The following is a 23,015-nucleotide window of genomic DNA, read 5'->3' as shown; positions in this document are numbered from 1 at the left end:
GGGCGGCGGGCGGGCGGCGGGCGGCGGGCGGGCGGCGGGCGGCGGCGCCCGCTGATTGCGGCGCCCACTGGCGACGGTGGCACGATGGAACGGTGATTTCGCTCGGCGGCGCCCGCTGATTGCGGCGCCCACTGGCGACGGTGGCACGATGGAACGGTGATTTCGCTCGATCTGGCGACCCGGCTGAGGGATGCCGGTCTGGCCTGGAAGCCGGCGACCGGCGACCGGTTCGCGATCCCGGACCGCGACCTCGACGACGACGTGTTCGTGCTCAGCAACATGACGATCGAGGTGCACGAGCTCCCCGAGGGCCAGATCATCGGCTTCAACGGCACCACCGAGTGGGCGCTGGACGACGTCGAGAAGGACGAGGCGATCTGGCTGCCCCGCGAAGACCAGCTGCGGGAGCTGCTCGGCGGGACGTTTCGACGGCTGGAGCGGGACAGCGCGGACTACCGGGTGACGATCGAGGTCCTCGGGGCAGCGCACGAGTTCGCGGCGGGCGAGGCGGCGGAGGCGTACGGCAAGGCGCTGCTCCACCTCGTCCGAGCCGCACAGTAAGTCGCCGCGCGAGTGCCCTCACGACCAAGATCGAATGTCAGGGGGTCGCCATAGAATTAGCACATGCGTACGAACAACGGGGACCACGACTGGAATCGGCGGACCTCAGGCGACCAGCTCCCGCTCCAGCGGGGTGCGGAAGCGGGGCGTGACCCGCACGCTTCCGATCCACTCGGTGAGGCGGCCCGCGCTCGCCTCCACCGCGACGGCCACATCGCGACCGACGTCTTCGAGCAGCCGGTAGACGACCTCGCCGCTCGACCGCTGCCCCCAGCCGCCCACGATGCGGCCGCCCGACCACACGGTCGGGCCGACGTTGCCCGACCGGTCGAAGAGGGCCGGCCCGTGCTCGCCGAGATACCACGAGCGCTCCTGCCAGCCCATCGGCGTGGGGTCGAGGGCGGGGAGCAGCGACACGGCCGGCTCCGGCGCGGCGACCGGTTCGACGTCGTCGGGCAGCACCAGGCCGGTGGTGCCGCCGAGGTCGACCTCGACCGGCTCGATCGCGGCGAGCGCCTGCTTGACCTGGCCGGCGCTCCAGCCGGTCCACCACTTGATGTCGGCGGCGGTGCCCGGGCCGTAAGCGGCGAGCCAGCGGCGCGCCAGCTCGGCGCGGGCCTCTTCGACCGGCACCTCGGGCATGCCGCCGGGCAGCCACACCTCGATCGGCGACCAGCGATACTGGCTGCTGATCCACGAGCCACGCGGGCGGCCGCGCACGATGCGTCCCTCGGCGGCGAGGAGAAAGAGCACCCAGGTCGTGATGTTGGTCTTGCCTCCGTAGGGCTTGTCCGGCGACATCACCACCTGCGTGCGCAGCCGCGGCTCGTCGGTCGAGAGCTCCGCGCCGGCCGCCTCACCCCGCGCGGCCAGCGCCCCCGCGGTGGCCTCCTCCACCTCCTTGAGCCAGGCGCCGTCACCCACCCCGGCGTCGGTGATGATCTGGGTGTACTTGCGGCGCTGCACCGCCGCGATCGCGTTGGTGGTCGACGCCTGCACGATCGGCGCCAGCTCCACCGGCACGACAAACATCGTCCGCCGCATGCCGAGCATCCGCACCAGCGACCGCTCCTCGTAGAGCGCGCGCTCGATCTCCGCGACGCTCGACGGCACCCTGCCGGTCCGCGGGCCGGCGGCGCGGCGTGCGCGGTCGCGGCCGCCCGGGTCCAAGGCAGCACCCGCGCCCGAGGCACCGGCGGCGGGCGCGCCGGCGTCGGTCCGCGCGTGCAGGGAGAGAAAGACCGAGGCCGGGTCGGTGGAGTGCAGCGCGACCACCCCGCGGGCCGCCTCGGCGGGGTCGGCCGCCGCCGCGCCGGGTGCCAGGTGGTGCCGGGTCAGCAGCCGCGCCCGCCGCTCCTCGACCTCGACCTTTCGCACGGCGCCTCCCCCGCGTCTCACGGCGCTTTCCGCACGGCTCACAGCGCCTCCCCCACGACTCACAGCGCCTTCCGCACGGCTCATGGCGCCTCCGCCACCGGCACGGAGTTGAGCAGCGCGGCCAGCCCAGCCGCGTCGAGCAGGTCTGCCGGGCGCACCGTCACGCCCTCGCGCACATAGTGAAAGGCGGCCCGCACATGCTCGACCGGCACACCGGCCAGCTCGGCCCACGCCAGGCGGTAGGCCGCCAGTTGCACCGCCGCCGCCTGAGCCTCCACACCGGACGGTTGGCGGCCGGTCTTCCAGTCGACCACGTCGTAGCGCCCGCCCGGGTCGGCGAAGACCGCGTCCATCCGCCCGCGCACCACCACGCCGGCGACAACGGTAGCGAATGGGGCCTCCACCTCCACCGGAGTGCGGTCGGCCCACTCGCTCGCGAGAAAGCGCTCCTGTAGCTCGGCGAGTGCCTCGTCCGGCGCCGCGTCCTCGTCCGCGGCGCCGGGCAGCTCGTCGACGTCGAGCAGGCGGCTGGCGCCGAAGCGCTGCTCCAGCCAGAGGTGAAACGCGGTGCCCCGGCGGGAGTACGGGTCGGGGCGCGCCGGCATCGGGCGGCGCAGCTGCCGGGCCAGCCCCTGCGGGTCGCGGCGGAGCGTCACGAGCTGCGAGACCGAGAGGTGACCGGGCAGCGCGATCTCGGTCGGCTCGTCGCGCCGGGCCTGCCTCTCCCGCTCGGCGAGGAGCATGTCGACCTCGTGAGCCCATGCGGCACCCTGCGGATCGGCGACGTCCGGGGGCGAAGGCTCGGCGGCCATGAACTCCCGCACCAGCGCGGCCGCCTCGGTCATCGCCGGGCGGCGGGAGCCGAGCGGATCCGAGGGCCACGCCGCCGTCGCCACCACTTCGGCGGTCGGGTTGGCGGCGTCGGGCGCCGGCTCGGGCTCCCACGCCACCACCGCCCCGCTGCCGGCCTGGCACTGGTCACGGATCTCGGTGAGAAAGACCGAGGGGCCGCGAGGCTTCTTCACGCCCTCGCCCCACCAGTAGCCGGAGCAGAGCAGCAGGCGCCGCGGGCGGGTGACCGCCACGTAAGCCAGGCGCCGCTCCTCGCGCTCGTCGTGCGCCGCCCACTCGCCGTTGAACGCCTCGACCGCGGCGGCCACCGCCCGCTGGTCGGCCGCCTCCTCCAGCGCCAGGCTGGGCAGCCCACCGGCGTCGCCGCGGAGCGGAAACGGGAGTACGCCGAGGCCCTTGAGGTAGTGGTCGGAGGCGCGCACCTGCCCCGGCCACACGCCCTTGGTCAGCCCGGCGACCGCGACGACGTCCCACTCCAGGCCCTTGGCGGCGTGCGCGGTGAGGATCTGCACCGCCCCCTCGACCACGTCGACCTCGCCCGGCGACAGCCCGCGCTCCTCGTCTTCCGCCGCGGCCAGAAACGCCAGGAAGCCGCCGAGCGTGCCGCCGTCGGTGTCGCGGGCGAAGCGGGCCGCCACGTCGCCGAGCGCGTCGAGGTGGCCGCGGGCCAGGCCGGCGTCGGCGCCCGCGCGCACCGCCACCTCGACGTCGAGGCCGGTCGTCCGCTCCACGTCCGCGATCAGGTCGGGCAGCGGCTGGTCGAGCCGGTGCCGCAGGAGGGCGAGCTCACGGCCGTACGCGCGGAGGCGGGCGTACCCCTCGGCGGAGTACGACTGCGGCGGCCCGAGGTCGGCCAGCGCCTCCACGAGGCTCGACTCGTCGAGGCGGTCGGGCACGATCTCCGGCTCCTCCGGCACCGGCGCCAGACCCCGGCGGGCCGCCGCGATCGCGCGCGAACGGCGGTAGAGGGCGACGAGGTCGCGCGGCCCGATCCGCCAGCGCGCCCCGGTGAGCAGCCGCAGCAGCGAGGCGCCGTCGGTGGGGTCGGCGAGCACCCGCAGCGTGCACACCACGTCGCGCACCTCGGCGGTGTCGAGCAGCCCGCCCAGGCCGACCACCTCGACCGGGATGCCGTGCGCCCGCAGTGCCGCCTCGATCGCCGGGATCTGGCTGCGCAGCCGCACCAGCACGGCGCTCGTCGGGCGCTGCTCGACCGGGATCTGCTCGGCCAGCGCGTCGGGCAGTCCGGCGGCCGAGCGCCACGCCTTGAGCATGCTCGCCGCGATCCACTCCGCCTCCGTGGCGGAGGACTCCAGCAGTGCACAGTGGACGGCCGCACCGCCGATCCGCGCCCCGACCCGGGCCGCCGCGGTCAGCTCCGCCACGCGTGCGCCGGCCGCGCGGAGCGGCGTGGAGAGCGCGTTGGCCACGCCGAGCACCTCGGGCCGGTTTCGCCAGCTCGTGGTGAGCGAACGCTCCGTCCCGCCGAACTCCGCGGGGAACCGATCAAGCGTGCCCGCGCTCGCGCCGCGCCACCCGTAGATGGACTGGCACGGGTCACCGACAGCGGTCACCGGATGCCCCTGGCCGAAGAGGGACTTCAGGAGCACCACCTGGGCGTGGCTGGTGTCCTGGTACTCGTCGAGCAGCACCACCTTGTAGCGCTCCCGCTCGATGATGCCGACCTCGGGGTGGTCGCGGGCGACGAGCGCGGCCCGGGCCATCTGGTCGCCGAAGTCCATCGCCTCGAAGTCGTCCTTGCGCGCCTCGTACGCCCGGACGAGCGGCAGCAGCTTGAGCCGCACCTGCTGGCGGGCGAGCGCGTCGCGCACCGCCGCGGCCACCTTGCCCGGCCGCGCCTGCACCTCGGCAAAGAAGCGCCCGGTCCAGGCGGCCAGCTCGTCGGTCGAGACCAGGTGCTCGGCCAGCTCGCTGGCGAGCTGCAGCACCGCGTCGGTCACAGTGGACGGTGCGAAGGGGACGTCGGACATGTCGCCGTTGTAGTTGCGCACCAGCAGGTCGACGATCTGCCAGCGGGACGCCTCGGTGAGCAGCCGCGCCGACGGCTCGTACCCGGCGCGCAGGCCGTGCTCGACCACGATCCGGGCCGCGTACGAGTGATAGGTCGCCACGGTCGGCTCGCCGGCCAGCAGCTCCTCCCGGCCGAGCCGGCGCACGAGCTGCCCGAGCCGGGTGCGCACGCGGTGGGCCAGCTCGCCGGCCGCCTTACGGGTGAACGTGAGGCCGAGCACCTGCTCCGGGCTCGCGTAGCCATTTGCCACCAGCCACAGCACCCGCGCGGCCATCGTCTCGGTCTTGCCCGAGCCGGCGCCGGCGACCACCAGCAGCGGCTCCACCGGCGCGGAGATGATCGCCGCCTGCCCCGGTGTCGGCGGGTGCAGGCGCAGCATCGACGCCAGCTCGTGCGGCGTGTACCGCGGACCCGCGGCGGCATGCGTCGAGACCGGAAAGAGCTCCAGCGAGGTCACGGCTCCACCACCTGCCGCCCCTTGCCGGAGATCGGGCAGCTCGTACGCACCGGGCAGACCCGGCACCGCGAGTTGGCCACGGCGTGGAAGGTCGAGGCGGCCATCGTCTCGGCGGTGCGCCGCACCAGCGCGCCCGCCCAGCCCCGCTCGTCGCCCTCGCTGAGCGCCGCCTGGCCCTGCTCCTTCGCCTCCTTGGTCGGGGTGCCGAGCTGCACGAGCGCGGCGCCGCCGGACTCGTCGCCGTGCTCCGGGAAGGCACCCGCCTCGACCGCCGCCTGGTACGCCGCGAGCTGCGGATGCTCGGCCAGCTCCGCCTCGGTGACCGAGGACGTCTTGCCGGTCTTCAGGTCGACCACCACGAGCCGGCCGTGCTCGTCGACCTCCAGCCGGTCGACCCGGCCGCGCAGGTCGACCGGGCGCAGCGGGTCGGCGAGCTGGACGGCGAACTCCTGCTCGATCGCGAGCAGCCGCCGCGGGTTGGTGGCCAGCCAGCGCAGCAGCTTGTCGACCATCGACTCGGCTCGGGCCTGCTCGGCGCCGGCCAGCCAGCGGGCGGCCAGCTCGATCGCGTCGAACCGCCCGGTGATGTACTCCACCAGCCGCTCCCGGTCGACGGTCGCGTCTTCGGCGAGCTGCGCCGCCGCGTGCACCAGGTTGCCCACGCCCTGCGCCGCGCTGGGTGGGGTGCCGCCGCCGTGGCGCTCCAGCAGCCACCGCAGGCTGCACCGCAGCGCACTCTCCATAGTGGACGGTGTTACCCGGACCGGCTCGCCGTCGTCGACCAGCGGGCGGTCGTCGGAGAGCTCGCGCAGCCCCCACCAGTCGTGCGGGTGGGCGCCGGGCACGCCGGCGAGGGCCAGGCGGGCCAGCTCGGTCGCCGCCGCGCGCTTGCGGGCCGCGGGCGCGGCCGGGTCGGTGACGGCGGTACGCAGCTCGGCCACCAGCGCGGGCAGCGTGAGTGCCCGGGGCAGCCGCCCGACCGGCAGCTCGATCGGCCCGGGATCGCCGGTGCCGTCGCCGGACTCGTCGGGTGGGAGCAGCTCGGCCAGGAAGCGGCTCGGCTGCTCCTCGTGGTCGCTGCCGCCGACCGCCGCCGACGCCACGGCGGTCACGAGCAGCCGGCGCCGGGCCCGGGTGGCCGCCACGTAGAACAGTCGCCGCTCCTCGTCGAGCAGCGCCGAGGTCTGCCCGACCAGCGACGCGGCGACTCCGGTGCCGTCGGCCCGCCCGGCCAGCACGTCGACCAGCCGCTCGGAGCCGAGCAGGCTGCCGCGCAGGCGCAGGTCGGGCCAGATCCCCTCCTGCACGCCGGCGACGACCACGACGTCCCACTCCAGGCCCTTGGCCGCGTGGGCGGTGAGCAGCCGTACCGCCTGGCCGCGGTCGCCGCTGGGCGCGATCGTGTCGGCCGGCAGCTGCTGCCCGAAGACGTGGTCGAGGAAGACCTCGGTGCGGGCGCCGGGCAGCCGGTCGACGAAGCGGGCGGCGGTGTCGAAGAGGGCCACGATCGCGTCGAGGTCACGGTCGGCCGCCACGCCGCGCCACTGCAAACCACGCTCCTCGCCCGGGTCGCCGACCGGCCCGCTGCGCGCGGTCAGCCCGTACCACCGCTCGGCCATGCCGCTGGCCCGCCACACCGCCCACAGCACGTCTTCGACGGTCGCGCCCGGCGCCGCGGCGGCCTCCCGCGCGGTGGCCAGCAGGCCCGCGATGGCCTTGGCCGCCCGGGCCCAGCGCCGCTCGATCGTGGCCAGCTCGGCCGGCTCGCGCAGCGCGTCGACCAGCAGCTCGCCGGAGGGGCGCGGGTCGTCGGCGGCGAGCGCGAGGGCCCGCAACCCCTGCCGCAGCCGCCGCTCGCCGAGCGGGTCGATGCCGCCCAGCGGAGAGTGCAGCAGCGCGACCGCGGCCTCCTCGTCGAGCCGCTCCGGCTCCAGGGCACAACGCAGCAGCAGCAGAAACGGCGCCACCGCCGGCTGCAGGTGCAGCGGCAGGTCTTCGGCCTGGGTCACGGTCGGGATGCCGGCCGCGTGCAGGGCCCGCTGGAGCGGCGCGAGCTGGAGGTGGGTCGACCGGACCAGTACGGCCATCCGCGACCAGGGCACCCCGTGGAGCAGGTGGGCCTGGCGGAGCGCGTGTGCCACGTACCCGGACTCACTGGTGCCCGAGCGGAAGGTGCGCACCTCGACGGCGGCCGTGACGCCGGCGGCCGGGTCCTGGCGGCGGTGTCCCGCCGGCCCGCGCAGCCGGCGGGCCAGTAGCCCGGTCGCCGCGAGCAGCTCGCCGCCGGTGCGGTAGTTGGTGTGCAGCGTGACGGTCGGCGCCACCGCGCCCGAGGCGGTGCGGAAGCGGTGGGTGAACGTGCTGACGCCGGTCGGGTCGGCGCCGCGGAAGGCGAACGTCGAGGAGTCCGGGTCGGCGAAGGCCACCAGCGGCTTGCCCCCACCGGCCACAAGGGAGAGCAGCTCGATCTGCGCCGGGTCGGTGTCGGCGAGCTCGTCCACGTACACGTACGCCAGCCGGGCGCGCTCCGCCTCCAGCAGCTCGGGGTCATCGGCGAACATCCCGGCGGCGGCCCGGATCAGCTCGGCCGGGTCGAGGCCGACCGAGCCCCGGGTGGTGGCGTCGCGGAGGGCGAGGACCGCCACGTACTCCCGGAGGAAGCTCGCGGCCGCCGGCCAGTCGGAGCGACCGAGCCGCTCGCCCAGCTCGGCGAGGTGTGCCGGGCCGACCCCGCGCTCGGCTGCGCGCTGCAGCAGGTCGCGCAGCTGCTGGGCAAAGGCTCGGGTGGGCAGCGCCGGCCGCAGCCCGGGCGGCCACCTTTCCTCGGCCTCCGCGAGCAGCTCACGGATGATCAGATCCTGCTCGGGGCCGGTGAGCAGCCGGGGGGCGGGCTCGCCCCGGTCGGCGGCGGCGCGGCGGAGCAGGCCGAACGCGTACGCATGGAAGGTGCGCACCAGCGGCTCGTGCACCACCCGGCCGGCGCCGCTCTGCTTTCTGGCGGGCCCAGGCTGCCGCCTCTGGCCGTCCTCGTCGCCGCGCTCCTCGAACTCGCGGTCGCCGGCGCCAGGCCCTGCCACGCGGGCCTCGATCCGCTCGCGCAGCGACATGGCCGAGCGGCGGCCGAACGTCAGGACCAGGATCCGCTCGGGGTCGGTGCCCTCCTCGACCCGGGCCGCCACCGCCTCGACCAGCGTGCCGGTCTTGCCGGTGCCGGGCCCGCCGACCACCAGCAGCGGCCCGTCGGTGTGCCCGACGACGTGACCCTGCAACGGGTCTGCGAGCCGCTCCGGCACGGCCTCCGCCGGCCGGCGGACCAACCGGTACGCCTGCACGACGCCCATCGAACCACGGCCGTGCGATATTTTCGCCGCTGGTCCTTGGGTCGCGGGTCCGCGACCCAAGGACCAGCGGTCCGCAGCGGAGTCAGCGGTCAGCCCAGGCGGGCCTCGATCGCGGAGAGCGCGGCGGGCACCGAGTCGGCGACGATCAGCAGGTCGAGCGCGTCCTCACGGGCGAACGCGGTCTCCGCCAGGCCACGCAGCCAGGCCACCAGACCGGTGTAGAAGCCGCCTTTCTCGCCCGGCCCGGATCCTGCCGTGGCGGGGCCGCCGAGCGGAGTGTCCACGATCGCCACCGGCTTGCGGTGCAGGCCGAGCATCGCCGTGGTCCAGACCTCGAAGAGCTCGTCCAGCGTGCCAAGTCCACCCGGGAGGGTGAGGAACGCGTCCGACTTTTCGATCATCATCGCCTTGCGGTCGAACATGTCGTCGGTGACCACCAGTTCGTCGGCGGCCAGGTCCGCGATCTCGCGGTCGACCAGCGTCTGCGGGATCACGCCGAGCGTGTGCGCCCCGCCGGCCCGGGCCCCCTCCGCCACCGCGCCCATCATGCCGACCCGGCCGCCGCCGGAGACCAGCGTGTGGCCGCGCCGGGCGATCTCCCGGCCGGTGGCGTCGGCGAGGTCCAGCCACCGCTGCTCCAGCCGGCGGGACGACGCGCAGAAGACACAGATCGCCGCCACGTCAGGCCTCCGCCGCCTCGGCCTGGGCGGCCGCCGCCTCTTTCAGGGCCTCCTGCTCGGCGGCGAGCGCCGCGTCGGCGTCGACGATGTACTGCACGGCCTCGTCGACGTCGTCGGTCACGCACATCAGCTCGATGTCGGCCAGGCTGATCTTGCTCTCCGCCGCCATCGTGTCGCGCAGCCAGTCGAGCAGCCCGCTCCAGTACGCCGAGCCCATCAGCACCACCGGGAAGCGGGTCACCTTGCCGGTCTGCACCAGCGTCAGCGCCTCGAACAGCTCGTCCATCGTGCCGAACCCGCCGGGGAGCACGACGAACGCCTGCGCGTACTTCACGAACATCGTCTTGCGGGCGAAGAAGTACCGGAAGTCGATGCCCATGTCGACCCACTCGTTGATGCCCTGCTCGAACGGAAGCTCGATGCCGAGCCCCACGGAGAGCCCGCCCGCCTCGGTCGCCCCCCGGTTGGCCGCCTCCATCACGCCCGGCCCACCGCCGGTGATCACCGCGTAACCGGCCCGGGCCAGCGCGGCACCCAACCGCTGGGCCAGCTCGCACTCCGGGCTGTCCGGCTTGCTCCGCGCCGAGCCGAAGACGCTGATCGCCGGCGGAAGGTCGGCGAGTGTGTCGAAACCCTCCACAAACTCGGACAGAATCCGCAACGCTCGCCACGCGTCCTTCGTTTTCCAGTCGGCACGCTGGCGCGAGTCCAGAAGCCGCTCATCAGCAGTACTCCGGGGAATCGCCTCGCGACGCAGCGTGACCGCTCCCCGGTGATGTTCCGGGCTCCGCCGATCGGCGCTCAACGCGTTCGCGCTCGCGCCGGGAATGCGGCCACGGTTTATGTGGTTCATGGAATCAACCGTAGTGGTCCAGGACTCGTACTAACTGATGCAACCAAACCCGCGTGCGGGGCGTCATAGCTAACACATACTGGGTATCCACGGAACGGGGAGGGGACTACCGTGATGACCCGCAACGAGATGATCCGGCTCCGCCGGCAGATGCAGCGGCGGATCCAGGAGGTGGTGGCCGAGCGCCGCCTGGCCGCCAACCAGCGCGCCGCGGGGGCGTCCGAGACCGAGGGCTCGCCGGTCAAGGCCGCCTAGCTCAGCCAGCGGTGCAGCGTGGCGGCGCCATCGCGGATCTTACCGATCTCGACGTGCTCGTCCGGCGCGTGCGCCAGGTTGGGGTCGCCGGGGCCGAAGTTCAGCGCCGGTATCCCAAGCGCGGCAAACCGCGACACGTCCGTCCAGCCCAGCTTCGCCACCGGCGCCTCGCCGACGGCGGCGAGAAACTCCCGCGCGGGGGGCGCGGAGAGACCGGGCAGCGCGCCACCGGCCGAGTCGGCCACCTCGATCTCGAAGCCGTCGAAGACCTCGCGTAGGTGGGCGAGCGCCTCGGCCTCGCTCCGGTCCGGCGCGAACCGGTAGTTGACCTCGATCTCGCACAGGTCGGGCACCACGTTGCCGGCCACTCCGCCGCGGATTCGTACGGCGTTGAGCCCTTCCCGGTACGTGCAGGCGTCGATCGACACGGTCCGCGGCTCGTACGCCTGGAGCCGCCGCAGCACCTCGCCGGCCCCGTGGATCGCGTTGATCCCCCGCCACGAACGCGCCGAGTGCGCCCGCCGCCCGGTGATGCGCACCACTACCCGCATGGTGCCCTGGCAGCCCGCCTCGACCACCCCGTACGTCGGCTCGAGCAGCACCGCGAAGTCGGCCGTGAGCCACTCCGGATGCGCGTTGGCGACCAGGTTGAGGCCGTTGTACTGGGAGTCGACCTCCTCGGCCTCGTAGAAGAAGTACGTCACGTCGAACCGCGGCTCCGGCACGCTCACCGCCAGGTGCAGTGCGAACGCCACGCCCGCCTTCATGTCCGAGGTGCCGCAGCCGTAGATGAGGTCGCCCTGCAACGTCGCCGGGAAGTTGTCGTTGAGCGGCACGGTGTCGAGGTGGCCGGCGAGCACGACCCGCTGGGCCCGGCCGAGGTCGGTGCGGGCCATCACCGTGTTGCCGTACCGCTGGACCGACAGGTGAGGCGCCGCCCGCAGTACCTCCTCCACGCAGTCGGCGATCTCCTTCTCGTGCAGGGAGACGGACTCGATGTCGACCAGCGCGCGGGTAAGCGCGACCGGGTCGGCCATGACGTCGGGGGTCAGCGGGTTCGCCATGTCAGGCACGGTACCTTTTCGTCATGCAGAGTTTGCCGGCCTGGGGCCTCGGACTTGCCACCGTTACGACCGATGACCAGGTCCTCGACGCTTGGTACCCCGCAGGCAAGCTCGGCCTGAGCGTCGCGCCGGCGGACGAGACACCCGTCACCGTCGTCGGCGAGCGGTCACTCCCGCTGCTGCGCACTGTGACGATCCGCACTGAGATCGGCTCGCTGGAAGACCCGCCCAAGGACACCGCCGACGCCTACCTCCGGCTGCATCTGCTCTCGCACCGCCAGGTCCAGCCCAACGACATCAACCTCGACGGCATCTTCGGGGTGCTGCCCAACGTGGCGTGGACCTCGGCCGGCCCCTGCCCGCCGGACTGGGTCGACGAGCTGCGCCTGATCGAGCGCTCGGCCGGTCGCCATCTCACGATCTACGGGATCGACAAGTTTCCCCGCATGATCGACTATGTGATCCCCTCCGGCGTGCGGATCGCCGACGCCGACCGGGTGCGCCTCGGCGCCCACCTGGCGGCCGGGACGACGGTCATGCACGAGGGCTTCGTCAACTTCAACGCCGGCACGCTCGGCGCCTCGATGGTGGAGGGGCGGATCAGCGCGGGCGTCGTCGTCGGCGACGGCTCCGACGTGGGTGGCGGCGCCTCCATCATGGGTACGCTCTCCGGCGGCGGCAAGGAGCGCATCCGCATCGGCGAGCGCTGCCTCATCGGGGCGAACGCGGGCATCGGCATCTCGCTCGGCGACGACTGCGTGGTGGAGGCGGGCTGCTACGTGACCGCCGGGTCAAAGGTGACCTTGCCCACCGGCGAGATCGTCAAGGCGGCCGCGCTCTCCGGCCGGTCCGGCCTGCTCTTCCTGCGCAACTCGGTGACCGGCGCCCTGGAGGCCCGACCCCGCAAGGGCACCGGCATCGAGCTCAACGCCGCCCTGCACGCGAACGACTGAGCCGGCCGTTCCCCCGGACCCGGCGACGGTCCGGGGGAACGCTCACCTCACTTCAGCCGGTACGCGTGCACGACCGTCTGGGTGGCCGTGTTGCCGCCCGCGTCGGTCCCGCTGGCCCGCAGCGAGACGAAGCCGGCCGCGTCCGGGTGCTTCACCGTGGCCACCCATCCGCTGCCGTCCCGCCGTACCTGCGCCTTCTGCCAGGTCTTGCCGTCGTCGTACGACACGTCGACGGCCAGCGACCTGACCTTGCCGCCCGGCGCCCCGGCCGACCCCTGCACGGTGACCGGGATCTGGAACGACCGGCCCGCCGGAGCCGCGTTGTCGACGTCCAGGCGCGGCGTGAACCGGAACACCGACAGCGGCAGCGGGGTCAGCTCGTCTTCGTCGGGCACGTGCGCCGACTGGAACGTCCACACACCGCGCACCTCGGTCGTCAGGTCACCGACGCTCCTGGTGTCGGCCACCTCCACGCGGTAGTCGGCCGGCTCCGGCGGCACCTCGAAGAAGCCGTAGGCCGACTCCTCCGTCTCGCCGACGAGCTCGCCGCCCCGGTAGAGCGCGGTGCGGGACGTATCCGTGCGCGAGAACCCGGCGTGTCCGGCCCGGTCTCCGTAGAGCGGGACGTCGACGACGATCGTGTCGCCGGTGCGCCCCGCCGTAGGCAGCGCCGGGCCGAACGGCGCCGTGTACCAGGCGTCCTTGTACACCTGGCCCGGCCGGTACTTCACCGCCGGCTGGAAGAGCAGCGCCTGGACCTCCGGGAACCCCTCCGGATCCTCGCTCGGCTTGCTGATGTCCAGCTCCTGAGACCACCGGGCGCCGCGGGCGTAGAGATATTCGGAGCGGCTGCCCGGCAGGGCGGTGTCGAGGACGATCGCCGACGCGCCGCTGTCCGGCTCCAGCACGGGGAAGATGATCCGCTCGCCGAAGAGCCCTTCGGCCGCGCTGCCGAACTCCTGCCGTACCGTCGCCAGGTCGCCCCTGCGGACGTGCTTGACGTACCCGTTCGGCAGCCGCCCGACGAAGCTCTCCGCGATGCCGTAGAAGTACGGACTGCCGGCGAACGTACCGTCGGGGTTTTCCTTGGCCCACTGGCTCGCCACGTACGAGCTGAAGCCCTCCGCACGCGGTCCGATGTGGAGCGTGCTCACCTCGTCGAACGATTCCGCCCAGAGCCCGACGCCGTAGCCGAAGTCGCCCTGGTCCTGGGTGAACATGATGTCGACCAGCGCGGGCACCGCCGTACTCTCGGGGACCGTCGTGGTGACCGGCTTGCCGTCGCGCGCGTCGAACATGGCCGAGACGTCGCTCGTCACCTCGAACACCGGCCGCGCCTGGAGCGAAATGGCTGGCGCCACCTCCTCGCCGCGGTCGGTGAGGAGGAGTGCGGAGAGGTTGTAGCGCCCCTTGGGCACGCGCATGGTCGCCGTGCCGTCCTCGTCGTACAGGTCGATCCACCGGAACTCGTCCAGCGAGAGCAGGCTTGCCGAGCTGATCCCGGACGGGTTGCCGTCGTGGTCGACCAACGTGACGCTCACGTTGTAGCTCTCCACCTCCTTGTGCACGCCCAGCGGCGTACGCACGACGGCGGAGCCGCCGGTCGCGACCAACTGTCCGGAGTAGAGCCCGTCCGGCCCCGGCACCCGGGTGTCCGCGGTGACGGTCACCTGCGCCTGCCCGCCGGCCGGCACGGTCAGCGTCGTGGCGCTCGCCGTGAAGAGCCCGGCCACGGCCGGCTCCCCATCCGGTCCGGTGGCGGTGACGGCCAGATCGAGCGCCACGTCGGCGGTGCCGCTGTTGTGGTAGGTGACGGTCCGGGCGACCGGCTCGTCGTCGTTGTGCGGCCAGCGCGGCCGTCCATAAGAGACACTGACCGGGTCGGTGGTCACCCCCTGCGCGATCGCGCGGCCGACGTCGACCCGGCCAGCACCCTGCTGGTACGCGGTGAGCGCCGGGTTTGGCCGCGCCGACGCCATGAGCGTGGCCTTCAGACTGCCCGCCTTCCAGTCCGGGTGCTGCTGGACCAGGAGCGCGGCGGCGCCGGTCACGTGCGGGGTGGCCATCGAGGTGCCGGAGGCGGTGGTGTACTGCTCGCCGACCGGATCACCCATCGCGGTGCCCGCGGCGCGGGCGGCCACGATGTCGACGCCGGGCGCGGTGATGTCGGGCTTGAGGCCGTCGTCGCCGACCCGCGGCCCGCGGCTGGAGAAGCCGGCGAGCTCTTCTGACTTGTCCACCGCGCCGACGGTGAGTGCCGCCTCCGCGCTGCCCGGTGACTCGACCGTACCGTCGGCGGAGCCGCTGTTGCCGGCCGCGACCACGAAGAGCGTGCCGTGCTCGGCGGTCAGCGTGTTGATCGCCTCTTCGAGCGGGTCGATCTCCGGAGTGTCGCCGCCGCCGATGCTGAAGTTGACGACGTCGGCGCCCTTTTCGGCCGCGGCCCACTCCATGCCGGCCAGCATCGCCGACTCGGAGCAGAAGCTGGTCTCGCAGACCTTGCCGGAGAGCAGGGTGGCGTCCGGCGCCACGCCCTTGTACTTGCCGGCGGAGGCGGCGCCGCTACCGGCGATCGTGGAGGCGACGTGCGTGCCGTGCCCGACCGTGTCACCCGCCTCGGGCGTCTCGCTGAAGTTGCGCGACTCGGACACCTTTCCGGCCAGGTCGGGGTGCGCGGTGTCGATGCCGGTGTCCAGCACCGCCACGGTCACGCCCGCGCCGGTGTAGCCGGCCTCCCACGCCTCGGGCGCGCCGATCTGCGGCACGCTCTGGTCGAGCGAGATCTCGCGCTTGCCGTCGAGCCAGATCCTGTCGAAGCCCCGGTCCGCCTTTAGCGTGCCCCAGAGCCGCGACGCGCTCTCCTTTCTGGCGGCCACCGCGGCACCGTCCACAACGGACAGCTCGCGGGTCACCGTGGCACCGGCGGCGGAGAGCGTGCCGGCGGCGGACCGCGCGCTGACCGCGCCATAGCGCACCAGGAGCGGCAGCGTGTCGCGAACAGCGTCGTGGTAGCCCGCCCGCGCCAGCCCGCGCACGTCGAAGAGGCGCCGGTCCAGCTTGCCGGCGCGGATGAGCGGCTCGGCGTCGCCCGGGATCACGTAGAGCGAGTCGCGGTCGCGGTGCACCGTGAACCGCATCTCCTCCCGGCCCTTGGCTGGCTTGACCGCGACACCGCCGGCCACGACCGACGCGAGCGTGATGCGGTCGCCGGTCAGCAGCGTCACCGTGACGCCCTTGGCCGACCGCGCGGCCGGACCGGCCGCGTCCGTGGCACCCTTCGGCGCCGCCCATCCAGCCTGCGCCGCACCGAGCACGAGCCCGGTGGCGAGCGCGGCGGCTACGAACTTCCTTCGGAGATGCAACGCAACCTCCTTCATTGACGTCTATATAGACGTCGGGCCCCGTATGGATGGGGCCCATCGTTGCATACCGGGTATGTATCGCGCAGCCCCAAATAGCACCCGATGGATCCCACGGACCCGGAGTGGCAGGTTGTGAAACCGCGGAGCGTGAGGCTGCGGGAATGCACCCCAAGAAAACGCTCCGCTGCGCTCCACGTTTCCCCGGGGCCCCGCGCAACGGTCTGGACCACCGCGGACGTCGCGGTAGCTCAGAGTCTCTGTGCTTTTGAACTGGATCCTTAGCTCTTGGAGATCGCCGCCACCTCGGCGCCCACGGTGTCGCGCTCGAAGCGGAGCCACCCCGCGACCTCGTCCGGGCCGAGGGGTTGGGAGTAGAGGTAGCCCTGGCCGAACGGGCACTGGATGACGCGGAGCAGGTCGCGGTCGGCCTCGGTCTCGATGCCCTCGGCGACCACCTCGAGGTTGAGGGTCTGCGCGAGCCGCACGATGCCGTCCACAATGGCCTGCTGGCGGGCGGAGGAGGCGACCGTGGCGGTGAAGGTTTTGTCGATCTTCAGCACGTCGATCGGCACCTGCTGCAGGTAGCTCAGCGACGAGAAGCCGGTGCCGAAGTCGTCGATCGCGATCCGCACGCCCATCTCGCGCAGGCCGGTAAGGTCGAGCCAGACTTGCTCGTCGTCGCGGAGCAGCAGGCGCTCGGTGATCTCCAGCATCAGGCGCTCCGGTGGCAGGCCGGCGTCGGCGAGCGCCTTGCGGACCTTGTCGACGAAGCACGGCGCGCGGAACTGGCGGGCCGAGACGTTGACACTCACGTACGGCGCGCCGGGCCACCCGGTCGCCGTCGCGATGGCCTGCTGGAGCACCCAGTCGCCGATCGGCTCGATCAGCCCGGTCTCCTCGGCCACGTCGATGAACTCGTCGGGCGAGACCATGCCCAGCGTCGGGTGCCGCCACCGCACCAGCGCCTCGAAGCCGACCGTCTCGCCGTCGTCGACGCCGACGATCGGCTGGTACGCCACGGTGAAGTTGAGGTCGGCGACCGCCTGCTCCAGCGCCGCCCGCATCTCGATCCGCTGCAGCACCGCGCTGTGCAGGGCCGCCTGGTAGCGCCGCCACCGCCCCTTGCCGGCCCCCTTGGCCAGGCGCAGCGCGAGGTCGGCCTGGCGCAGCAGCTCGTCCACCGAGGACGCGTCGGCGGTGGTGGCGAGCCCGATGCTGGCCGAACCGCTGACCGTCGCGTCGCCCAGCCGGAACGGCTCGCCGAGCGCGGCCAGCACCTCGGCGGCGATCTCCTCGGCCGTGGCGGGGTCGGTGACGCCTTCGATCACGGCCGCGAACTCGTCGCCGCCGACCCGCGCCACGGTCTGGTGGTCGCCCAGCGTCGCCGCGATCCGCTGGCCCACCGCGGCCAACAACCCGTCGCCCGTGGCGTGTCCCGACGTGTCGTTGACCATCGTGAAGTCGTCGAGGTCGACCAGGAGCACGGCGACGCCGGCACCGCCGGCCACCGCCTCGCGCACCCGGTCGTGGAAGAGCACCCGGTTGGGCAGCCCGGTCAGCGCGTCGTGCAGCGCCTGGTGGCTTAGCTCGCGCTCCAGCCGGTCGCGGGTGGTCACGTCGCGCATGGTGACCACCAGCCCGCGTACCGTGCGGTCGCGGCGCAGGTCGCGGCAGCTCGCCTCGACCTGTATCCGGGCGCCGCCCGGGTGTTGCAGGCTCCACTGTGTCCACTCGCTGGCCGGCGCCTGCCCGGAGCGGGCCAGCTCGAACGTCTGCTCCACGGCCGCCCGGTCGTCCGGGTGGATCACCTCCCACAGCATGGTGGAGGTGCCCGGCTCGACCCCGAGCACGGCCGACGTGGACGGGCTGGCGTACCGGATCGAGTCGTCGTCGCCCACGATCAGGATCACGTCGGCGGTGCTCTGCACGAGGGTCCGGAAGTACGCCTCGCTCTGCCGCCGGTTGACCTCGTCGCTCAACGCGATCCGCTCCAGCGCCAGCGCGGCCTGCCCGGCCAGCACCTCCAGGGCGTCGCGGAGGCTGTCGAGGATCCCCGCCTCGGCGGAGACGATCAACGCACCCAGGCGGGGCGCGCCACCGGCCGGGGAGTCGAGCACGAGCGGGCACAGCACCGCGCCTTCGAAGCCGCCCAGCTGCTCGGCCAGGGCCGGGTGCAGCATCCGGACCCGGAGCGTGCGGGTGCGGCGGGCGGCGGCCGCGCCGCGGGCACCGTGCGGCAGCACCGGCGGCACGATCGTGGGACCCCAGATGCTCACCGCGGTGGCCGGTACGCCGTCGGCGTGGTGCACGGCGAAGACCAGCCGGTATCCGGTGTCCGGCGGGATGAGGCGGGCGACGGCGGCGCGCACCGCCCGGTTGACTTCGGCCGCGTCGGTGGCGGAGACGAGCGCGGCCATCGACTCCCGCATCCCGCGCTCGCGGCCGACCGTGTGCCGGTGCGCGAAGATCGAGTCGGTCAGCCGGCTCAGCACGGCGATGAAGACCACGCCGGAGGTGATCGCGATGAGCGGGGCGTCGCGGATCTCGCCGGCCATCGCCTGCACCAGCAGCGCGGTCGGCGGCACCAGCGCGGCCCCGCCGAGCAGCGCCAGCCAGAGCGTCTTGACCTCGCCGCGCCGCGCGTCGACCGGCGCGGTCAGCCCGGTCATCGACGGGTGCAGGGCCGCGGCGCCCCAGGCGGCGTAGAAGACCCACCAGCCGGTGTCGATCAGGCCACCGTTGTCGTACGCACCGTCCAGGCTGGTCAGTCCATAGAGGATGTCGGCGGTGAGCACGCCCGCCGAGCCGACCGCGAGCAGGACGACCGAGACGGTGCGCTGGTAGGTGGCGAACAGCCGGACGGTGATGGCGAAGACGACCAGGTTGCCCAACGCGTACGCCGCGAGGGCCGACTTTTCGAACGAGCTCACGGTCGGCGAGGTGAACTCGGGACCGACCCCGAACACCCAGAGCACCATCGCGCCGGCGGCGGCGAAAACGAGCAGGTCGAGCATCCTCGATCGATCACGAATCGTCAGGCTCGCCCGGGTGAACCCGTAATAGCCGGCGACGATCAACGGAAAGACGCTCAGATAGAGAATGTCGGCCAGAAGCGGCGGCTTGTCGTCCTTGGCGGCGATATTGAAAACGAGATCTCCGGCCGCGAAAACGGCGACCCCGCCGGCGAGAAACCACCACGGCGCCCGCCGCCTGGGCTTGTATCGAAGCACGCCGATGACGATCGCCGCGGTGCTGGTGGCGCCGATGGCGGCCCAGAAGTACAGGTGGAGGGAGGAAAGCGCGAACGCACCAGCCCCAAGGACCGCCATCCACAGCCCGTAGCAGGCCATGATCCGTCGAGCCGACACGAGCCTCCCCTTCGCGGCCTCGGCGCGCTGAACCGGCCCCGACCGGTCCGTTGAACGTTGTACCAGTCGCTGAAGCGGTTCGCCATAGTCCGTGGACTATGCTTTTCCGTCGATCACGGGCACATTCTCCCCGAACGAGGGGAAGCGACAGTTACGCGCGGAGAACGCGAAAGTGACTCAGATTTCCAGGCGCTCGGCGGCAGCCGCGACCCGTTCATCGGTGGCGGTGAGCGCCACCCGCACATGCCGCTCGCCAGCCGGCCCGTAGAAGGCGCCGGGGGCGACCAGGATGCCCCGCTCGGCAAACCAGTCGACCGTGGCCCAGGAGTCGTCGCCACGGGTGGCCCAGAGGTAGAGCCCGGCGCCGGAGTGCTCGATCTCGAACCCGGCCTTGACCAGGGCGGAGCGGAGCACGTCGCGGCGGGCGGCGTACACGGCGCGCTGGGCCGCCGCGTGCTCCTCGTCACCCAGCGCGGCGACCATCGCGGCCTGGACCGGATCGGGGACCATCAGGCCGGCGTGCTTGCGGACGGCCAGCAGCTCGGACACGATCTCGGGGTCTCCGGCCACGAAGCCGGCCCGGTAGCCGGCGAGGTTGGACCGCTTGGAGAGGGAGTGCACGGCCAGCACCCCGTCGAGCCGGCCGCCGTTGACCTCGGGCGAGAGCACCGAGACCGGCTCGTCCTCCCAGCCGAGTGTGATGTAGCACTCGTCGCTGGCCACCACCGCGCCCCGCTCGCGGGCCCAGTCGACGACCTTGCGCAGGTGGCCGGCGGGGAGCACCTTGCCGGTCGGGTTGGACGGGGAGTTGATCCAGATCAGCTTGGGCCGGGCCGGGCCGAGGGAGGTCAGCGAGTCGGTACGCACCGCCGTGGCGCCGGCCAGGCGCACCCCCGCCTCGTAGGTCGGGTAGCCGACCAGCGGGAGGACCACCGTGTCGCCGGGGCCGACGCCGAGCAGCGTCGGTAGCCAGGCGACCAGCTCCTTGGAACCGATCGTGGGCAGGACGCCGAGGCCTTGACCCAGGGCCGTGCTTGCCGCGCTCGGGCCAGACGTCGCCGGCGCCGGGGCGATGCAGGTGCGGACCGTCCACTCCGCGATCGCGGCCCGCAGCTCGGGCGTGCCGGCGGTCAGCGGGTAGCCGGGCGAGTCCGAGGCGGCGGCCAGTGCCTCCCGCACGACCGCCGGCACCGGGTCGACCGGCGTACCGATCGACAGGTCGACCAGGCCGCCGGGGTGTGCGCCAGCGGCCTGCTTGGCCGGTGCCAGCAGGTCCCAGGGAAAGTCGGGCAGCCGCTCGGAGAGGCGCCCGTCGACCACGCTCAGTGCTCGGTCTCGCGCGGGGGCTGTGCGGCCACGAAGGCGGCGTCCTTGTCCACCTTGCCGATCTTGGAGGCACCGCCCGGCGAGCCGAGGTCCTCGAAGAACTCGTAGTTGGCCGCCGTGTAGTCCTTCCACTGCTCGGGCACGTCGTCCTCGTAGAAGATGGCCTCGACCGGGCAGACCGGCTCGCACGCCCCGCAGTCCACGCACTCATCAGGGTGGATGTATAGCATCCGGTTGCCCTCGTAGATGCAGTCGACGGGGCACTCCTCGATGCACGCCTTGTCGAGCAGATCGACGCACGGCTCGGCGATGATGTAGGTCACGGGTCATCCTCTCCGCAAGCCACGCGGCTCTTGGGCCGCGTCAGTAGCAGCCTAGTATCTCGCCTTAGAGGCCTAGTATCTCGCCCTGGAGGGAGTGGTTGGTGCTCCGGCGGCAGGATGTGGGACACCGAGTCGTCGTGCGGCGAATTGTCGGGGTTCGTAACGATCGACCGCTCTACTCGGACGCGCTCGGCGAGCTCGTGGAGATAACCGAGACCGATCTCACGATCGCCACGTCGAAGGGGCCGCTCCGCGTACCACTGGATGAGATCCACCGCGCGAAGCGGGTGCCGCCGACGCGGCGGCCGAACGCGGCGGACGTCGTCGCCCTCGAGCTCGCGGCGAACGAGGCGTGGCCGGCGCCGGTGCAGGACCGGCTGGGCGGGTGGCTGCTGCGGGCGGCGGACGGCTGGACCGGCCGGGGCAATTCGGCACTGCCCGTCGGCGACCCCGACCGCCCGCTGGAGGCGGCGATCGACGCGGTCGAGCGCTGGTATCGGGCCCGCGGCGCGCAGCCCCTGGTCAACACGCCGCTCCCGCTGGCCGCCCCGGTCGCCGCGGCCCTCGACGCCCGCGGCTGGACCGCCCGCCCGCTCACGCTGGTGCAGACCGCACCCCTGCGGTCGGTGCTCGACGCCACGCCGTCCCGCGCCCGGGTCGAGCTCACCCGGACGCCGTCGGACGCGTGGCTGACGGTCGCCGCGGGGCGCAAGGGCGGCCTCCCCGACGCCGCGCGCCACATCCTCACCGCCGTGCGCCAGGTCCGTTTCGCCCACGTGTACGGCGAGAGCGGCGACCTGCTCGCCACCGGCCGCGGCACGATCACCGGCGGCCACTGGCTCGGCCTCGCGCTCATCGAGGTGGTGCCCGAGGCGCGCCGCGGCGGGCTGGCCCAGGACGTGGTCGGCGCGCTGGCCCGATGGGCCGCCGAGGCGGGCGCGAGCCGCGCGTTTCTACAGGTCGAGGAGCGCAACACGGCGGCGGTGGCGCTCTACGCCAAGCTCGGCTTCAGCACCCACCACAGCTACCTGACCCGCGAGGGCCCGAAACCTTAGCGGCGCACGACGCGGCGCGGCTTGGCCATCTTGGCCTCGGCGAAGCGCTTGAGCCCCTGCGACCGGTAGTCGAGGCCGAGCGCCACGAGGATCAGGAAGCCGACCAGCGAGCCGCCGATCGCGAAGGCCGCGTAGAGCCAGATCTGCGCGAAGAAGTCACCGGCCCCGCCCTCGAACGGCGAGTCGCCGCTCACGAACGGCCCGACGAAGATCGTCAGCAGCACCGCGACGATCGAGGCGGCGCCGATGTCGGCGATCCACCGGCCGGCCGGGTGGCGGCGACCCCACAGGAACGCCATGACCGCCAGGATCAGCCCGATCACCACGAACATCCCGAGCGAGACCCGATCCTGGGCCTCGCCGTCGTCGTTGAAGCCGAGCCGGGCGACCAGGCGCGCCGCCACGTTGACCGCGAACAGCACACCCGCGAGCACGCCGATCGGCAGCCAACGGTCTTTCATCGCACACCCTCCCCAACGACAGGTGAACAATCCTCGCCAGAGAAGAGTAGTGCCGGAGTGTCTACGGTCACACCCTCGGTTTGCTGGGAGGTAGCTGCCTGTTTCCTGAGTGCGGCGGTGGCTGCTTTCCCGAGGACGCCGGAGGGGGTGACGCCCGTCCCGGCAGCGGCGGCTGGGCGAGCATCAGCCGGAAGCCGACCACGGCGAATGCGACCGAGCCGGCCAGGATCATGAGGACGCCGACCCAGCTGTCGCCGTCCACCATCGCGCCGCCCTCCGGCCCGACCAGCAGCAGGTCGCCCTCGGAGGTACGCCCGGAGGCGGTCACCATCAGCACCAGCCAGGCGGCGGCGGGGAGCGCCACGGCCCACTTGCGCCCCACGGTCGTGGCCGCGAACCAGCCGAGCGCGAGGTTGGCCACCACGGTCGCGATCACGGCCACGCCGATCAGGTGACCCCCCACCCGCAGGGGCGCGATGACAAGCTCGGCGAGGGCGGTGACCAGGGCGGCCACCACGGCGATCACGCCGCCGGCCACCCGGAGGCCGGTCTGGAAGGCGCCGCTGAACCGGGACGGCGGCCGCGGCTCCACGACTGGCGTCTCGCTCTGCGCGCCCCCGTCGACGGGCAGGCTCGGAATCGACACCGTCACCGGGACCTCATGACGGGACGCCGGCTCCGCACGGCGGGCCAGC

At 73.1% G+C, this 23,015-nt stretch carries 16 protein-coding genes; 4 read left to right on the top strand and 12 right to left on the bottom strand.

Features of this window, described 5'->3' with window-relative positions; translation table 11 throughout:
• The first annotated feature begins 156 nt into the window (after positions 1-156).
• A complete protein-coding gene (locus RB614_RS39080; RefSeq protein WP_308717758.1) occupies positions 157-561 on the top strand; it encodes a pilus assembly protein CpaE in 405 nt (134 codons plus the stop codon).
• A gap of 105 nt (positions 562-666) precedes the next feature.
• Here the strand turns inward: RB614_RS39080 and RB614_RS39075 are convergent, their stop codons facing one another.
• From RB614_RS39075 to RB614_RS39055, 5 genes are all read right to left on the bottom strand, one after another.
• Complete coding sequence (locus tag RB614_RS39075; protein WP_308717757.1) at positions 667-1,938, bottom strand: winged helix DNA-binding domain-containing protein; 1,272 nt, start codon at positions 1,936-1,938, stop codon at positions 667-669.
• An 80-nt stretch (positions 1,939-2,018) separates the two neighbouring features.
• Positions 2,019-5,279 carry an ATP-dependent helicase gene (locus tag RB614_RS39070; protein ID WP_308717756.1) on the bottom strand — a complete coding sequence of 1,087 codons (3,261 nt, stop codon included), beginning with the start codon at positions 5,277-5,279 and terminating at the stop codon, positions 2,019-2,021.
• A complete protein-coding gene (locus RB614_RS39065; protein ID WP_308717765.1) occupies positions 5,276-8,611 on the bottom strand; it encodes an ATP-dependent helicase in 3,336 nt (1,111 codons plus the stop codon). The genes RB614_RS39070 and RB614_RS39065 overlap by 4 nt, the downstream gene beginning before the upstream one ends.
• Before the next feature lie 98 nt (positions 8,612-8,709).
• On the bottom strand, positions 8,710-9,300 hold the full coding sequence (locus RB614_RS39060; protein WP_308717755.1) for an LOG family protein: 591 nt from the start codon (positions 9,298-9,300) through the stop codon (positions 8,710-8,712).
• Between the two features lies 1 nt (position 9,301).
• Positions 9,302-10,153 carry an LOG family protein gene (locus tag RB614_RS39055; RefSeq protein WP_308717754.1) on the bottom strand — a complete coding sequence of 284 codons (852 nt, stop codon included), beginning with the start codon at positions 10,151-10,153 and terminating at the stop codon, positions 9,302-9,304.
• Between the two features lie 114 nt (positions 10,154-10,267).
• Between RB614_RS39055 and RB614_RS39050 the strand changes: the two genes are divergently transcribed.
• Positions 10,268-10,408, top strand: coding sequence for a hypothetical protein (locus RB614_RS39050; protein WP_308717753.1), 141 nt, complete (start codon positions 10,268-10,270; stop codon positions 10,406-10,408).
• Here the strand turns inward: RB614_RS39050 and dapE are convergent.
• A complete protein-coding gene (gene dapE, locus RB614_RS39045) occupies positions 10,405-11,472 on the bottom strand; it encodes a succinyl-diaminopimelate desuccinylase (RefSeq protein ID WP_308717752.1) in 1,068 nt (355 codons plus the stop codon). The two genes, RB614_RS39050 and dapE, sit on opposite strands and share 4 nt — an antisense overlap.
• Before the next feature lie 23 nt (positions 11,473-11,495).
• On the opposite strand from dapE, the gene dapD reads away from it, so the two are divergent.
• Positions 11,496-12,425 (top strand): 2,3,4,5-tetrahydropyridine-2,6-dicarboxylate N-succinyltransferase, encoded by a 930-nt coding sequence (dapD, locus tag RB614_RS39040; RefSeq protein WP_308717751.1) that lies wholly within the window; start codon positions 11,496-11,498, stop codon positions 12,423-12,425.
• Between the two features lie 47 nt (positions 12,426-12,472).
• Here dapD and RB614_RS39035 read toward each other — a convergent pair whose 3' ends face one another.
• The 4 genes from RB614_RS39035 to fdxA all read right to left on the bottom strand — a co-directional run bounded on the left by RB614_RS39035 (position 12,473) and on the right by fdxA (position 20,804).
• The gene (locus RB614_RS39035) at positions 12,473-15,787 is read right to left on the bottom strand and encodes a S8 family serine peptidase (protein WP_308717750.1); all 3,315 of its coding nucleotides are present in this window, start codon (positions 15,785-15,787) and stop codon (positions 12,473-12,475) included.
• A gap of 278 nt (positions 15,788-16,065) precedes the next feature.
• The gene (locus tag RB614_RS39030; RefSeq protein ID WP_308717749.1) at positions 16,066-19,155 is read right to left on the bottom strand and encodes an EAL domain-containing protein; all 3,090 of its coding nucleotides are present in this window, start codon (positions 19,153-19,155) and stop codon (positions 16,066-16,068) included.
• Between the two features lie 177 nt (positions 19,156-19,332).
• Positions 19,333-20,475 (bottom strand): succinyldiaminopimelate transaminase, encoded by a 1,143-nt coding sequence (dapC, locus tag RB614_RS39025; protein WP_308717748.1) that lies wholly within the window; start codon positions 20,473-20,475, stop codon positions 19,333-19,335.
• 2 nt (positions 20,476-20,477) lie between these two features.
• Positions 20,478-20,804, bottom strand: a complete 327-nt coding sequence (fdxA, locus tag RB614_RS39020; RefSeq protein WP_308717747.1) for a ferredoxin — start codon at positions 20,802-20,804, stop codon at positions 20,478-20,480.
• A 101-nt stretch (positions 20,805-20,905) separates the two neighbouring features.
• Here fdxA and RB614_RS39015 point away from each other — a divergent pair, with 101 nt between their 5' ends.
• Complete coding sequence (locus tag RB614_RS39015; protein ID WP_308717746.1) at positions 20,906-21,859, top strand: GNAT family N-acetyltransferase; 954 nt, start codon at positions 20,906-20,908, stop codon at positions 21,857-21,859.
• Here RB614_RS39015 and RB614_RS39010 read toward each other — a convergent pair.
• Positions 21,856-22,320 carry a hypothetical protein gene (locus tag RB614_RS39010; RefSeq protein WP_308717745.1) on the bottom strand — a complete coding sequence of 155 codons (465 nt, stop codon included), beginning with the start codon at positions 22,318-22,320 and terminating at the stop codon, positions 21,856-21,858. The two genes, RB614_RS39015 and RB614_RS39010, sit on opposite strands and share 4 nt — an antisense overlap.
• Before the next feature lie 67 nt (positions 22,321-22,387).
• Positions 22,388-22,951, bottom strand: a complete 564-nt coding sequence (locus RB614_RS39005) for a hypothetical protein (protein ID WP_428983199.1) — start codon at positions 22,949-22,951, stop codon at positions 22,388-22,390.
• Between the last annotated feature and the right edge of the window lie 64 nt (positions 22,952-23,015).

This window comes from Phytohabitans maris (genome assembly GCF_031085175.1).
GTDB classification, from domain to species: Bacteria; Actinomycetota; Actinomycetes; order Mycobacteriales; family Micromonosporaceae; genus Phytohabitans; species Phytohabitans maris.
The sequence above is the reverse complement of the archived record's forward strand: the minus strand, read 5'-3'. Positions and strand labels throughout refer to the sequence as shown.